This is a genomic window from Cryptosporangium sp. NPDC051539 (assembly GCF_044454545.1).
Lineage (GTDB): Bacteria > Actinomycetota > Actinomycetes > Mycobacteriales > Cryptosporangiaceae > Cryptosporangium.
Window position 1 is genome coordinate 400,066 of record NZ_JBITDV010000009.1, and the last position, 14,108, is coordinate 414,173.

14 protein-coding genes are annotated in these 14,108 nt (G+C 69.6%); 10 read left to right on the forward strand and 4 right to left on the reverse strand.

Annotated elements, in window-relative coordinates:
- The first annotated feature begins 5 nt into the window (after window positions 1-5).
- The 6 genes from ACIBZJ_RS28340 (at window position 6) to ACIBZJ_RS28365 (ending at window position 4,834) form a co-directional block, all read left to right on the forward strand.
- Window positions 6-1,016, forward strand: a complete 1,011-nt coding sequence (locus tag ACIBZJ_RS28340; RefSeq protein ID WP_395934811.1) for a carbohydrate ABC transporter permease — start codon at window positions 6-8, stop codon at window positions 1,014-1,016.
- Complete coding sequence (locus ACIBZJ_RS28345; protein WP_395934813.1) at window positions 1,016-1,864, forward strand: carbohydrate ABC transporter permease; 849 nt, start codon at window positions 1,016-1,018, stop codon at window positions 1,862-1,864. Before ACIBZJ_RS28340 ends, ACIBZJ_RS28345 begins: the two co-directional genes overlap by 1 nt.
- A 54-nt stretch (window positions 1,865-1,918) precedes the next feature.
- Entirely contained in the window at window positions 1,919-2,926 is a 1,008-nt protein-coding gene (locus ACIBZJ_RS28350) for an NAD(P)-dependent alcohol dehydrogenase (protein ID WP_395934815.1), read from the forward strand.
- A 212-nt stretch (window positions 2,927-3,138) separates the two neighbouring features.
- Entirely contained in the window at window positions 3,139-3,720 is a 582-nt protein-coding gene (locus tag ACIBZJ_RS28355; protein ID WP_395934817.1) for a LuxR C-terminal-related transcriptional regulator, read from the forward strand.
- A 25-nt stretch (window positions 3,721-3,745) separates the two neighbouring features.
- Window positions 3,746-3,955 (forward strand): DUF5988 family protein, encoded by a 210-nt coding sequence (locus ACIBZJ_RS28360; RefSeq protein ID WP_395934819.1) that lies wholly within the window; start codon window positions 3,746-3,748, stop codon window positions 3,953-3,955.
- Window positions 3,956-4,072: 117 nt separating this feature from the next.
- Window positions 4,073-4,834 (forward strand): DeoR/GlpR family DNA-binding transcription regulator, encoded by a 762-nt coding sequence (locus ACIBZJ_RS28365; protein ID WP_395934821.1) that lies wholly within the window; start codon window positions 4,073-4,075, stop codon window positions 4,832-4,834.
- 58 nt (window positions 4,835-4,892) lie between these two features.
- On the opposite strand, the gene ACIBZJ_RS28370 is transcribed toward ACIBZJ_RS28365, so the two are convergent.
- Both ACIBZJ_RS28370 and gmd read right to left on the reverse strand, forming a co-directional pair.
- Window positions 4,893-6,662, reverse strand: a complete 1,770-nt coding sequence (locus ACIBZJ_RS28370; protein ID WP_395934823.1) for an ABC transporter ATP-binding protein — start codon at window positions 6,660-6,662, stop codon at window positions 4,893-4,895.
- A gap of 54 nt (window positions 6,663-6,716) precedes the next feature.
- Window positions 6,717-7,727 carry a GDP-mannose 4,6-dehydratase gene (gene gmd / locus ACIBZJ_RS28375; RefSeq protein ID WP_395934825.1) on the reverse strand — a complete coding sequence of 337 codons (1,011 nt, stop codon included), beginning with the start codon at window positions 7,725-7,727 and terminating at the stop codon, window positions 6,717-6,719.
- A gap of 141 nt (window positions 7,728-7,868) precedes the next feature.
- On the opposite strand from gmd, the gene ACIBZJ_RS28380 reads away from it, so the two are divergent.
- Genes ACIBZJ_RS28380 through ACIBZJ_RS28395 form a run of 4 tightly spaced genes read left to right on the forward strand, consistent with a single transcriptional unit; the run spans window position 7,869 to window position 11,288 of the window.
- Window positions 7,869-8,645 (forward strand): thioesterase II family protein, encoded by a 777-nt coding sequence (locus ACIBZJ_RS28380; protein WP_395934827.1) that lies wholly within the window; start codon window positions 7,869-7,871, stop codon window positions 8,643-8,645.
- Window positions 8,645-9,514: a metallophosphoesterase family protein gene (locus ACIBZJ_RS28385; protein ID WP_395934829.1), complete on the forward strand. Its 870-nt coding sequence runs from the start codon at window positions 8,645-8,647 to the stop codon at window positions 9,512-9,514. The genes ACIBZJ_RS28380 and ACIBZJ_RS28385 overlap by 1 nt, the downstream gene beginning before the upstream one ends.
- A gap of 31 nt (window positions 9,515-9,545) precedes the next feature.
- The gene (locus ACIBZJ_RS28390; protein WP_395934869.1) at window positions 9,546-10,223 is read left to right on the forward strand and encodes a 4'-phosphopantetheinyl transferase; all 678 of its coding nucleotides are present in this window, start codon (window positions 9,546-9,548) and stop codon (window positions 10,221-10,223) included.
- A 9-nt stretch (window positions 10,224-10,232) separates the two neighbouring features.
- On the forward strand, window positions 10,233-11,288 hold the full coding sequence (locus ACIBZJ_RS28395) for a DegT/DnrJ/EryC1/StrS family aminotransferase (RefSeq protein ID WP_395934831.1): 1,056 nt from the start codon (window positions 10,233-10,235) through the stop codon (window positions 11,286-11,288).
- Window positions 11,289-11,394: 106 nt separating this feature from the next.
- Here ACIBZJ_RS28395 and ACIBZJ_RS28400 read toward each other — a convergent pair whose 3' ends face one another.
- Complete coding sequence (locus ACIBZJ_RS28400; protein WP_395934833.1) at window positions 11,395-12,558, reverse strand: cytochrome P450; 1,164 nt, start codon at window positions 12,556-12,558, stop codon at window positions 11,395-11,397.
- Window positions 12,555-13,913 (reverse strand): glycosyltransferase, encoded by a 1,359-nt coding sequence (locus ACIBZJ_RS28405; RefSeq protein ID WP_395934835.1) that lies wholly within the window; start codon window positions 13,911-13,913, stop codon window positions 12,555-12,557. The genes ACIBZJ_RS28400 and ACIBZJ_RS28405 overlap by 4 nt, the downstream gene beginning before the upstream one ends.
- Between the last annotated feature and the right edge of the window lie 195 nt (window positions 13,914-14,108).

A 14,108-nucleotide genomic window follows, 5' to 3' on the forward strand; every position in this document is an offset into this window, starting at 1 on the left:
GGACGATGACCGCCGGGACCCAGGGCGTCGGGGGCGCAGGCACCGGCCCGGAGACCGTCCCGGCGGCCGGCGTCCGCGGAAAGCAGCCGGCGGAACGTCCCCGCCGCCGGCGCCGCAAGCCGCCGCACGCGCTGGCCACGTTCGAGTTCGCCATGCTCAGTCCGGCGCTGGGCATCCTGCTCCTGCTGTCGGTGGTCCCGTTCGTCGTCCTGGTCGCGATGAGCTTCAGCGACGTGCGCACGCTGGGTGGGGTCTCGCTGACCTTCACCGGTCTCGACAACTGGTCCGCCGTGCTCAGCGACTCGTCGATCTGGGCCTCGTGGATGCGGTCGCTGGTCTACTTCGTGGCGACCGTCGGGCTGGAGATGCTGCTCGGGCTGGCCGTGGCGCTGATCCTGCACCAACTGGTGCGGGGACGATCGGTGGTGCTGTCGATCGCGCTGCTGCCGATGTTCCTCGCCCCGGTGATCGTCGGGCTGCTCGGCCGCTTCATGCTCGACTCCACGATCGGGTTGTACGCGAAGATCCTGCAGGGCCTGGGCGTGGACCACGACGTGTTCGCCCACCCGTCGACGGCCCTGCCGGCCGTGGTGTTCATCGACGTGTGGGAGTGGACGCCGCTGGTGGCCCTGATCATGCTGGCCGGCCTCACCGCGGTGCCCACGTCCACGCTCGAGGCGGCCACGATCGACGGGGCCGGATACCTGCGCATCCTGACCCGGATCGTGCTGCCGCAGATCCGTCCGATCCTCCTGGTGGCGTTGCTGGTGCGGTCGATGGACGCGATCCGGTTCTTCGACATCATCACGGTGACGACGAACGGCGGGCCGGCCGACGCCACCAAGATCATCCCGATCAAGCTGTACGAGTTCGCGTTCCGGTTCAACAACCAGCTCGGTAAGGCCGCCGCACTGGGGCTGACCATGCTCGTGTTCTCGATCCTGCTGGCCAACCTGTTCGTCCGCTTCATCGGCGAACGCCGCTCGGCCGACGCGACCGCCGGAGGTGAGCGCTGATGAGCACGGCCTGGCCCCCGAGCCGGGGGCGCGTGCAGCGGCTGACGGTGGCGGCGCTCGGACTGCTGGTGGCCGCCTGGGCGGCGGTACCGCTGCTGTGGATGGCGCTGACCGCGATCAAGCCCGACACCGCGATCCGCTCCAAGGACGTCAGCCTGGTCTTCACGCCGACTTTCGACCACTTCCGAGACCTGTTCCTCGGTGGCAACCGGGTGGGTTCGTTCCTGGTCAACAGCCTCTTCGTCACCGTGGTCTCGACGCTGATCGCCGTGACGCTGGGCTGCATGGCCGGGTTCGGACTGGCGCACTGGAACTCCCGGCACCGTGACGGTGTCGCGTCCTGGATCCTGTCGACCCGGATGGCGCCGATCGCGGCGGTCATCGTGCCGATCTTCCTGATGTTCCGGGTGGCCGGCCTGATCAACACCATCCCGGGTCTGATCATCGCGCACCTCAGCTTCAATCTGCCGTTCGCGATCTGGTTGATGTCCGCGTTCTTCAGCCGGGTCCCGGTGGCGGTCGAGGAGGCCGCGCTGCTGGACGGGTGCAGCAAATGGCGTCGCTTTCTCGCGGTGTCGCTGCCGATGGTCCGGCCCGGCATCGTCACCACCGCGGTGCTGTGCGCGGTGTTCAGCTGGAACGACTACGCCTTCTCCGCCGCGCTGGGCGGACCGGACACGGCCACGTTGCCGCAAGCCGCCGGCGCCCTGATCACCCAGACCGGCATCGACTGGGGACAGCTGTGCGCGCTCGGCGTCGTCGTGGCCGTCCCGATGCTCGTCGCCGGCCTCGCCGTGCGCCGTCACCTGGTCACCGGCCTGTCCCTCGGCGCCGTAACCGGAGAGTAGCCCCGCTCCGTTCGTCGCTCGTTCGCGTTGCCCGACGCCTTCAAGGAGCCTGAAATGCGAGTTGCCGTATTGCGCGAGCCCGGTGACCTCGTCGTCGAAGACCGGCCGGTGCCCCGGCCCGGCCCGGATCAAGTCCTGGTTCGCATCGCCGCCGTCGGGGTCTGCGGCTCGGACACGCACTACTACGACCACGGCCGGATCGGGAACTTCGTCGTCGAAGCTCCGCTCGTCCTGGGCCACGAGTCGGCCGGCGTGATCACCGAAGTCGGTTCCGGGGTCCGCGGCCGGAGCGTCGGGCAGCGGGTGTCGATAGAACCGGGCGTCCCGGACCTGACCTGCCCCCAATGCCTGGCCGGCCGGTACAACCTCTGCCCCGCGATGCGATTCTTCGCCACCCCGCCGATCGACGGTGCGTTCGCCGAGTACGTGACCGTGCACGCCGCGTTCGCCCACCCGGTGCCGGACGAGGTCAGCGACGACGCCGCCGCGATGCTCGAGCCGCTGTCGGTGGCGGTCTGGGCCTGCCGCAAGGCCGGAGTCAGCCCGGGCGATCGGGTGCTGATCACCGGTGCCGGGCCGATCGGACTGCTCGCACTGCAGACCGCCCGGGCGTTCGGTGCGACCGACGTGACCGTGCAGGACGTCAATCCGGCCCGGCTCGAGGTCGCGCGGGCGCTGGGCGCCACGCGTGCCATGGACGTACGCGACGCGCCGGAGGCATCCGACGCCGAGCCGCCGACCCTGCTACTGGAGTGCTCCGGCAATACCGCGGCGACCCTCGCGGGCCTGGACGCACTCGACCGGGCCGGCCGGGCCGTGCTGGTCGGGATGGGCAGCAGCGCACTGCCGCTGCCGGTCTCCGCGATCCAGGAACGGGAGCTGGTGCTCACCGGCATCTTCCGTTACGCCAACACGTGGCCGACCGCGATCGACCTGGTCACGTCCGGCCGGGTGGACCTGGACGCGCTGGTCACCGGCCACTACGCCTTGACCGACGCGCGGCTGGCGCTCACCGCCGCCCGGGACGTACCCGGTTCCATCAAGGCGATCGTGCGTCCCTGAGCCGGCCGTACCCGTCCGAGCGTCAGGGCCCCGGCACGCCGGCGACGATCCGGCGTCCGAACAGTGCGAAGGATTCTAAGGAAATCCCCACGTGACGAAGGGCATGGTGTCTTATGGCTGCCGGTCCCATAGCACTCGGAAACGACGATGCGACAAATTCTGCGCAGAATCCTCGAACCGAACGCGTCCGACCACCGGCCGGCCGGACGGGCATGTGTGTAGCGAATCTCGACCGTACGAGCAAAGTCGTCGACGTCAATCTCGAGCTGGTCCGGCAGTTCGGGAGGGCGTCCTGGGAAATCTGCGGACAGCAGTTCTGCGATCTGCTGCACCCAAGTTACCGCGACAAGATCTTCGAACAATTCAATCGTCTGGCCACCGGCCAGAGGGTGCGCTTCGACGAGACCATGATCGTCCTGCGCCCCGACGACACGACGTTCACCGGAGAATTGACCGGGATCACCGTCACCGGCAGCGCCGGCGTGATCGAGAAAATCGTGGTCCTGCTGAGTCCCGATCAGAGTATCGGCGGCGAGCAGCAGTTGGCCCGGCGCCAGCAACTGTTCACCCCGATGGAGACCCGCGTGCTGGAAGGCGTCGCGGCGGGAGTGTCGACCGTTCAACTCGCTTCCACCCTTTTTCTCAGCCGGGGTGGCGTCGAATACCACGTCGCCATGCTGCTGCGGAAGCTGAAGGTCAACAATCGCCCGGCGCTGGTCTCGAAAGCGTATTCGATGGGGATTTTCCGACTCGGCTCCTGGCCCCCACGGGTGCTGTCCGACTTCTCGGTCTGAGCGAGCCGTCACAGGGGAGTGCAACATGGACACGACGATCGTTCTGCTCGACGGCGGACCCGGCGACTACTTCGGCACGAGGTACGACCTGGAAGCCGGCGGCCTGGAGACCCGGATCAAGATTCCGCACGGCAACGGGTACGAGCACTACGCCCACAATGGAACGTTCCGGGTGCTCGACGGACAAGAGATCCCGGTCTTCCAGTGGTGCGACCGCACCCGGATGGCTGAATAGCACTCCACCGCACGATCCGGGTCGTTCGCCGCATCACTAGGCGTTGTCCGGGTCCGGACGCGGCAGCATCGAGGCCTGTGCTGCCACCACCGTCGGGGGCAGCCGAGGGGAGCAACGGTGCACCACTCGGAACGACAACGCCGCATCCTGTCCACCGCCCGCGACGCGGGATACACCGACGTGACCCAATTGGTCGCCGATCTCGCGGTAGCGCCCGAAACGATTCGTCGTGACCTGCGCGTCCTGGAGCGCCGTGGTCTGCTCAAGAGGATCCACGGCGGTGCCTATCCGGTCGAGACGGCGTGCTTCGAGACCAATCTGGAGACCCGGACCACTCGCCATCTCGGCGAGAAACGCCGGGTCGCGATGGCCGCGATCGAACGTCTCGGCGGCGCCGAGACGATCTTCATCGACGAGGGTTTCACGCCGCAGCTCATCGCCCAGGCCTTACCCCGGGACCAGTCCCTGACCGTGGTCACCGCGTCGCTGGGCACCGCCGCCGTCCTCACCCGCAATCCCGGCGTCAACGTGATGATGCTGGGAGGGCGGGTGCGGGGGCGCACGCTGGCCACCGTGGACTTCTGGGGCACGGAGATGCTGTCCGGCCTGAGCATCGATCTGGCCTTCGTCGGCGCGAACGGCATCTCTCTGGAGCACGGCCTCACCACTCCCGACCCCGCGGTCGCCGAGGTGAAGGCGCAGGTGATCCAGGCTTCGCGGCGGCGGGTCTTCATCGGGGTACACGAGAAGTTCGGCGTCTGCAGCTTCTGCCGCTTCGCCGACGTGCCCGACCTGGAGGCCATCGTCACCGACTCCGCGCTCTCCGAGGCGGAGGCGCAGCGGTACCGGCGGGTCGGCCCGCAGGTGTATCGCGCCTGAGCACGGTGGTCCCGCGCGACCGGGGAGGTCGCGCGGGGACCGTGTCAGCCCGGGCCGGTCAGGGCGCCACCAGTAGCTGGGTGGCCGCGAGCTCCCGGTAGAGCGCGTTGGTTTCGACGAGTTCCCCGTGCCGGCCGACGGCGACCACCCGGCCGGCCTCGAGAACGACGATCTGATCGGCGTCGACCACCGTGGACAGCCGGTGAGCGACGATCAGCAGGGTCCGGCCTTCGCCCGCCGTGTCGATCGCCTGCCGGAGCGCGGTCTCGTTCCGGGCGTCCAGGTTGCTGGTGGCCTCGTCCAGCAGCAGGATCGGCGGTTCCGCGAGCAGCGTCCGCGCTATCGCCAGGCGCTGCCGTTCACCACCGGAGAGCAGCACACCACCTTCGCCGACCTCGGCGTCCAGACCGAGCGGACTGCGATCCACGACGCCGCTGAGGTTGACCGAGGCGAGCACGGCCCTCATCTGCGCCTCGTCGGCATCGGGGACGGTCAGCCGGAGATTCTCCCGGATCGTTCCGGCCAGCACCGGAGCCTCCTGCTCGACGTAGCCGAGACTGCGGCGCAAGTCGCTCCGGCGCTGCTCGCGCACGTCGACGCCGCCGACCAGCACCGCTCCGCCGGTGACGTCGTAGAAGCGTTCCACCAGCTGCAGAAGAGTGGACTTGCCGGCGCCCGACGGACCGACCACGGCCGTCCGGGTCCCCGCGGCGACGGTGAAGCTGACGTCGTCGAGCACCGTCTCCGCGTCGTAGCCGAACGTGACCCGGTCGAACGTGATGCCCGCGTCGGTTGCCTCCTGCTCGGAGCTGTCGTCCTCGACCGGCAGCGCGAGGATCTCGTCCATCCGCTGCAGCGCGCCGAAGCCCATCTGCAGCGCCGCGTAGGCGTGCACCATGCTGGTCAGCGGGATGACCAGGAAGAACAAGAACATCACGAAGGCCAGCAGGTCGCCGATCCGGATCGCACCGGACGCGACCCGGGCCCCACCGGCGACGAGCAGCAGGATGAACGCACCCTGGACCGCGACGAAGGTGGCCGGCCCGACGAGAGCCCGGATCCGGCCCATCCGCAGGCCGGCCGCGTAGGCCGCTTCGGCCGTGCCGCTGACCGTCGCGATCTCGGCGGCCTGGGCGTTGCTGGCCCGGATCGTGCGCGCGGCGGTCAGCACGCGTTCGGTGGCCGACGTCAGGTCGCCGACCCGGGCCTGCGCCTCCCGGGCGGCGGGCCGGAGCCGGCGGGCGATCAGCACGGCCATGCCCAGACCGACCGAGAGACCGGCGCAGGTGGTGAGGAAGAGGATCGGATCGAGCACCACCATCGCGACGATCGCGCCGATCACCAGCACGGAGTCGCTGGCGGCGTCGAGCAGCCCGGTGGTCAGTACGGTCCGCAGCAGGGTGGTGTCGGTGCCGACCCGGGAGAGCAGGTCACCGGTGCGTCGCCGGTCGTACTCGGCGATCGGCAACCGGAGCAGGCGATCGATCAGCCGGCGCCGGGCACCGAACACGATCCCTTCGGCGGTGCGCTGCATGACGTAGTCCCGGCCGGAGTTGATCACGGCCACCGCGCCGAGCACCGCGAGCAGCAGCCCCACCAGGCCGGCGATCGGCGCCCTGTCTCCCAGAGCATTGAGCAAGGAGCGGGTGACCAACGGCTGGGTGAGCGTGAGCAGAGCGCTGGCCAGCGACAACCCCGCGACGACGGCCAGCGAGCCGCGGTGCGCCCGCACGTGCGGGGCGAGGGACCGTAATCCGGAGGGCCGTGCTGCCGGCGTCGGCGGCGGGGGTGCCGCCACGTCGCTCGGGCCGATCATCGTGTCAACCATGAAGACTCCCGCCGGGTACGCGTCGTAGGTCCGGGCCGGGGGCGAAGCCCGGAATCAGATGTCCACCCGGACGAGGCGACCCATGCGTTCGTCCTCGAGCAGCTGCCGATCCGCGTCGACCATGATCCGGACCAGATCGGCGAAACGGGTCTTCGCGGTCCAGCCCAGCACCCGCTCGGCCTTGCTCGCGTCGCCGATCAGGACGTCGACCTCGGAAGGGCGGTAGTAGGTCGGATCGATCCGGACGTAGCGCTCCGAGTCGAGGCCGACCTGGGCGAAGGCCGCCACGACGAACTCCTGCACCGAGTGCGCTTCGCCGGTGGCGATCACGAAGTCGTCGGCCTCGGGATGCTGGAGCATCATCCACATCGCTTCGACGTACTCCGGCGCGTAGCCCCAGTCCCGGACCGCGTCGAGATTGCCCAGGTACAGCACGTCCTGCAGACCGGCCTCGATCCGGGCCACCGCCCGGGTGATCTTGCGCGTCACGAACGTCTCGCCGCGGCGCGGGCTCTCGTGGTTGAACAGGATTCCGTTCGTCGCCCGCAGGCCCCAGGCCTCGCGGTGGTTCACCGTCGCCCAGTACCCCAGCACTTTCGCGCAGCCGTACGGGCTGCGGGGGTGGAACGGCGCGTCCTCCGACTGGGGCGGGGGCGTCGCACCGAACATCTCCGACGAGGAGGCCTGGTAGAAGCGGCAGTCCAGGCCGGCGACCCGGATGGCCTCCAGGAGCCGCACGGTCCCCATGCCGGTGATGTCGGTGGTGTAGCCGGGCAGGTCGAACGACACCCGCACGTGGCTCTGCGCACCCAGGTGGTAGATCTCGTCCGGCTCGATGCGGCAGAGCAGGTGAGCCAGCGACGCGCCGTCGGCGAGGTCGGCGTAATGCTGGGAGAAGCGGGCCTCGGTGTCCCACAGGTCCGAGTCGAAGCGGTCGATGCGTCCGGTGTTGAACGACGACGACCGACGTTTCAACCCGTGGACCTCATAGCCTTTGCGGAGCAGCAGCTCCGCGAGGTAGCTGCCGTCTTGGCCGGTGATTCCGGTGATCAGCGCAACGGTCACCGGCGCAGTCTGGGCCCGGCACAGATGGGGAAACGACCAGATGCCGAGCCGAGGAACTGGTCATTTTCGCGGGAGATCCAGGCTTCACTCCGGGTGGACGGGTAGCCGAGTGCTGCCGTGCCACCGGCGAAGGGACCGACCGTGACGCTTTCCGACACCGCCACCACGTCGTGGATCCGGCGCTTCAAGCCCAGCGGCGGTGCCGACGTACGCCTGGTGTGCTTCCCGCACGCGGGCGGTTCGGCCAGCTACTTCAACCCGGTCGCCGCCCGGTTCGCCCCCGGTGCCGACGTGGTCGCGTTGCAGTACCCCGGCCGGCAGGACCGGCGACGGGAGCCGCTGCTGCGCGACCTCGAGGAACTCGCCGATCTGATCACCGAGGAGCTGCTGACGCTCAGCGACAAACCGACCGTGTTCTTCGGGCACAGCATGGGGGCGTTGCTCGCCTTCGAGTGTGCCTGGCGGATGGAGGACAAGGGCTTGTTCGATCCGCAGGTCCTGCTGCTCTCGGGCCGGCGCGCACCGTCCACGATCCGGGACGAGCAGGTCCACCGGGGTGACGACGCCCGGCTCCTGGCCGAGCTCCGTCAGCTCAACGGCACGAACTCCACGCTGCTCGACGACGACGACATCCTGCGGATGGCGCTGGAATCGCTGCGCGGGGACCTGGAGGCGGTCGAGACCTACGTCGACAGCGAACACCGGGTCACCGTCCCGTTGATCGTCCTCACCGGCGACGACGATCCGAAGACGACCGTCACCGAAGCCCAGCGCTGGTGCGAGCACACCGAGAGCACCTGCCGGGTCGTGACGTATCCGGGCGGGCACTTCTACCTCGACAAACACGCCGCAGCGGTGGGCGACGTCATCGCCGCCGAGCTCGCGAAGCTCCGGCCGACCGCGATCGGCGCGCACTAGTGCCCGCCGGCGCGTTGTACGCGATCAGTGATCTGCACGTCGCGTACGAGGAGAACCGGCAGATCGTGCGGGAGATGCGTCCGGCGTCGGAGAAAGACTGGTTGATCGTCGCCGGTGACGTCGCCGAACGGTTCGAGGACGTGCGCTGGGCGCTGGGTCTGCTGGCCGGGCGGTTCGAGCGGGTCGTCTGGTGCCCCGGCAACCACGAGCTGTGGACCCCGCCCGACGATCCGGTGCAACTGCGCGGCGTCGCGCGGTACGACGCGCTGATCCAAATGTGCCGTGAACTCGGGGTGACGACGCCGGAGGACGAGTACGCGGTCTGGACGGGGGAGGACGGCCCGGTCACCCTCGCGCCGCTCTTCCTGCTCTACGACTACAGCTTCCTGATGCCGGGCGTGTGGACGAAAGCCGAGTCGCTGGCCCGCGCGTACGACGCCGGGGTCGTGTGCACGGACGAGATGCTGCTGCACCCCGATCCGTTCCCGTCCCGGGAGGCCTGGTGCGCCGACCGGCTGGCGCGGACCGAACGACGGCTCGCCGGGCTGCCCTCCGATCAGGAGGTCATCCTGATCAACCACTTCCCGCTGGTACGCGCGTCCACCCGCATCCTTCGCTATCCGGAGTTCGCGCAGTGGTGCGGTACGGCCCGGACCGCCGAGTGGCATCTGCGCTTCAACGCTCGCACCGTCGTCTACGGCCATCTGCACATCCCCCGTACGACCTGGCACGACGGGGTGCGATTCGAGGAGGTTTCGGTGGGCTATCCGCGCGAGTGGCGTCGTCGTGAAGGCCCGGCGGGCCGGCTCCGCCCCGTCGGCGGGACGCGGGCGAGGTCCGTTCCCCGCCACGCCGGAGCCGAGCGTTAAGGCGGCCGACGTGCGGACGACGCTCGCGGGTCTGCTCGATCGGTTGACCCCACCCACCGTGGCGGCCGAGGAGACCTTCGGCGACCGCGCCGACATCCGGCTGTATCCGGCCGAGGCGGCCGCGATCGCGCAGGCCGTGCCCACGCGCCGGCGCGAGTTCAGCACGGTCCGAGCCTGTGCCCGCTCCGCGCTGACCCGCATCGGCGTGGCGCCGGCGCCGATCGTCCCCGGCCACCGGGGCGCGCCGGGCTGGCCGCCCGGGGTCGTCGGCAGCATGACCCACTGCGCGGGCTACCGCGCGTGCGCCGTCGCGCTCGATCGGGACGTGACCGCGATCGGGATCGACGCCGAACCGGCGTTGCCGCTACCGGACGGGGTCCTGACGGCGGTGGCGCTTCCGGCCGAACTGTCGGCGGTGGCCGAGCTGGCCCGTGAGGTACCCGGGATCGCCTGGGACCGTCTGCTGTTCAGCGCCAAGGAGGCCGTCTACAAGGCCTGGTTCCCGCTGACCGGTGCCCCGCTCGACTTCTCCGAGGCGGTCGTCGAGTTCGATCCGGCGGCGCGCACGTTCGCCGCCCGTCTGCTGGTCCCCGGACCGGTGACCTCCTCCGGCCGGCTGACCGGCTTCACCGGCCGCTGGCTCCAGTCGCGTGGGCTGGTGCTCTCCACCGTCGTCGTCGTGCCCGTCCAACCCGTCGCCGCAGCTTGAGGAGGCATGATGAGCTATACCTACCCGGTCTCCAAGCCGTGGCTCGGTGACCGGGAACAACAGTTGGTCTCCGCCGCGATCGCCAGCGGCTGGATCTCGTCGCAGGGGCCGGAGATCAAACGCTTCGAGGCCGCGTTCGCCGAGTACAACGGAGTCTCGCACGGTGTGGCGTGCTCGTCCGGGACGGCCGCGCTGACCGTCGCCCTGGCGGCGCTCGGCGTCGGGCCGGGCGACGAGGTGATCGTCCCGGAGTTCACGATGATCGCCTCGGCCTGGGCGGTGAACTACGTCGGTGCGACACCGGTGTTCGTCGACTGCGGCGACGACCTCAACATCGACGTCACGAAGATCGAGGCCCGGATGACGCCGCGCACCGCGGTGATCATGCCGGTGCACGTCTACGGTCGCCGGTGCGACATGGACGCGGTCATGGAGCTCGCCTACGACTACAACGTGCGGGTCGTCGAGGACTCGGCGGAGTCGCACGGTGTGCGCCCGGTGGGAGACATCGCCTGCTTCTCGCTGTTCGCCAACAAGATCATCACGGCCGGGGAAGGCGGCATCTGCCTCACCAACGAGCCGCGCCTGGCCGCGCAGATGGCGCACCTGCGGGCGATGGCGTTCACCCGGGACCACAGCTTCCTGCACAAGAAGGTCGCCTACAACTTCCGGATGACCAACCTCCAGGCGGCGTTGGCCAGCGCGCAACTGGAGCGGATCGACGAGATCCTGTCCCGTCGGCGGGTGATCGAGAAGATCTACGACGCCGCGCTGGCCGGCATTTCCGGCGTGACGCTGATGCCTCCCCGGGACGTCCTCTGGATGTACGACGTGCGCGTCGAGCGCCGGTCGCAGCTCCAGGCCTACCTGGCGGAGAACGGCGTCGAGACGCGGCTGTTCTTCAAGCCGATGAGCCGTCAGCCGATGTACTTCGACGCGGGCTGGCCGGCGCTGAACGCGGCGACGTTCAGCGAGGACGGCCTTTACCTGCCGACCTATCCGGAGCTGACCGAAGCCGATCAGGAGATCATCGTCGGGCACATCCGGGACTTCTACGCAGGCTGAAACGACGACGGCGACGCCCCGGTGAGTTCTCACCGGGGCGTCGTCGTGGTCGTCGGGTGAATGCGGCCGGCGGGCGGGCCGCAAGCGCCGCCCGCCGGCCGCGGCTCTACCAGCGCACCGGCAGCGACCGGAGGCCGAAGATCACGCCGTCGTGTTTGACCGGCAGTTCCTCCGCCGGCCGATCGAGCCGGAGACCGGGAAGGCGCTCGAACAGCGTGGTGAAGGCCTCGGTCATCTCCAATCGCACCAGGTGCTGGCCGAGACACTGGTGGATGCCGAAGCCGAAGGCCACGTGGTGTCCGCCCGAGCGGCTCGGGCAGAATTCGGCCGCTCCGGCGAACTCCTTCTCGTCGTGGTTGGCCGCCGCTCCGAGCGGAACGATGCCCTCGCCGGCCCGGATCAGCTGGCCGCCGATCTCGACGTCCTCGATCGCCACCCGCAGTGCGACCCGGTCGGCCACCGACAGGTAACGGAGCACCTCTTCGACGACGCCGGCGTTGCCGATCCACTGCGGGTTCTGCATCAGCAGGAGAGCGCCCAGCGCGATGTTGTTGGCGGTCGTCTCGTGTCCGGCGATGAGCAGGAGCAGGGCCACGCCCTCGATCTCCCGCGGGGTCAGCGTCCCTCGGGCCAGCGCACGGCTGATCAGGTCGTTGCCGGGAAAGCGGGACTTCACCGCGACGAGCTTCCCGATGTAGACGAGCAGTTCGTTGGTGGCCAGCGTGCGTTGCGCGTCGGTGGACGTGAACGTGACCAGCGTGCGGGTGCGGGTCTCGAACAGCTCGTGATCGTGGTAGGGCACCCCGAGCAGGTGGCAGATCACGGTGGACGGCACCGGCAACGCGAAATCGGACACCAGGTCGGCGGTGCGACCGGCGTCCAGCATCGCGTCGATCCGCGCGCTCACCGTCCGCTGCACCGGGCCTTTGAGCTCGGCGATGCGACGCACCGTGAACTCCTGGACGAGCGCCTTGCGGAACCGGGCGTGCTCCGGCGGATCGTAGGCGACGAACCAGCCGGGGATCGCCTCCGGCGAGGGCACCGTGCCGTTCGCACCGATGGTGGGGAAGCCCTCGCGGAGCGGGCTCGCGCTGATCCGCCGGTCGGTCAGCACCGCGCGGACGTCCTCGTGCCGGGCGACCAGCCAGACCGTGCTGCCGTTGGGGAGCGCCGAACGCACCAGGCCGGGCCGCTCACGGAGCCGGGCGTACTCGTCCGGAGGGGAGAACTGGCCGGGGCGGCGGCGGGGGAACTCGATCGTCTCGGTCACGTCAGCGCGGCGCTTCCCAGGATGAGCGCGGCGGCCGCGTCGACGCCGCCGGCCCGCCGGAGCTCGGCGCCGAGATGCTCCGCCCGCTCCCGGAACCGCTGATCGTCCAGGACCTGGTTCAGCTTGGCCACGGTGTCGTCCACGTCGACCCGGTCGGGCCGCTCGACGGTCAGACCGACGCCGCTGGTCTGCCCGCGGATCGCCTGGTCGTAGCAGTCCACCCAGAGCGGTCGCAGCACCATCGGCTTGCCGAAGTAGACGCTCTCGTGGAAGCCGTTGGCGCCACCGTGGTTGAAGAAGAGCTTCACGTGCGGATGGGCCAGGACGTCGAGCTGGGACGGCACCGAGCTGACCACACGCAGATTCTCCGGCAGGTCGTCGGGGAGCAGGTGCTGTTGCGACGCGGGCAGCTTCCACAGCACGGCGTGGCGGGCGGCGATCCGGCGGAACACGTCCACCAGGCCGTGGATCTCGTCCTCGGACGGGCGCCAGAGCGTCCCGAACCCGACGTACACCACCGATTCGTGCCGATCCAGCCACCCGGAGATCTCCTGCTCGCCCGGTACCTGCGGCAGCGGTGGGATGACCGCGCCCACCAGATGGACCTTGTCCGGAAGGTCGAACGGGTACTCCAGACCGAAGACGGTGTAGGACAGCACGAGCTCGGCCATGCCGACCTTGTTCAACGGCTGGCCGGCCGCCGCCGAGATCTGGTGCTCGCGGGCGTAGCGGCCTATCCGGCGGATCGCCCGCAGCATCGTCGGGTGGAGGAACATCAGCTGCGCGCGGAGCCGGAAGACCGCGTTGTACACGCGCTGCGCCGGCGTCATGTCGTCGGGCAGCCCGGTGTGCAGGAACGGGAACCGGGGGCTCAGCCGGCCGAACAGCTGGTTGCTCGGGATGAACGGCGAGCTCAGGACGTAGGGCACACCCCGCGTCAGCGCGGCCGCGACGGCCATCGTGTTGCTGGCGTCGATGACCATCAGCGCTGGTTGGACTTTGTCGATGGCTGCCGTGATCGCCGGGTAGGGGTCCGCTCCGTCGGCCCTCAGCACGCGGGTGAGTTCGTACCGCACCACGGCGCGGTGGGCTCGCCAGCGCGAACGCTGGATGGCGCGGCGGTACTCCCGCTCCGGCCATCCGGCCAGCGTCAGACCCGGATCGGACGGCCCCAGCGAGGCGAAACGGACTCCCGCCAGGGCGTCCACCTCGCCGCGGTGATCCTCCTCGGTGGCGAACCACACCTCGCACGCCGTCCGCTCGGCCACCGCCCCGGCGACCGTGAGCATCACGTTCAGCATGCCGGCACCGCCGCTGCTCACGAACAGGATCGACGTGCGGTTCCCGTCTTCCACGACAGCCACCTTCCGGCAGTGCGGTTCACCCGCGGCGAACCTAGACCGCGGCCGGGTGGGGATCTGACTAGGTCCGGGGTGCGGAAACTAGGTATTTCGCGGGGACGCATCGGCTTGACTCGCCCAACGGCGACGGCGGCAGCGCAGGTGTCCGCCTGGTGTCTCGATGAGCCGCTGCGACTCCCGGAGTGATAG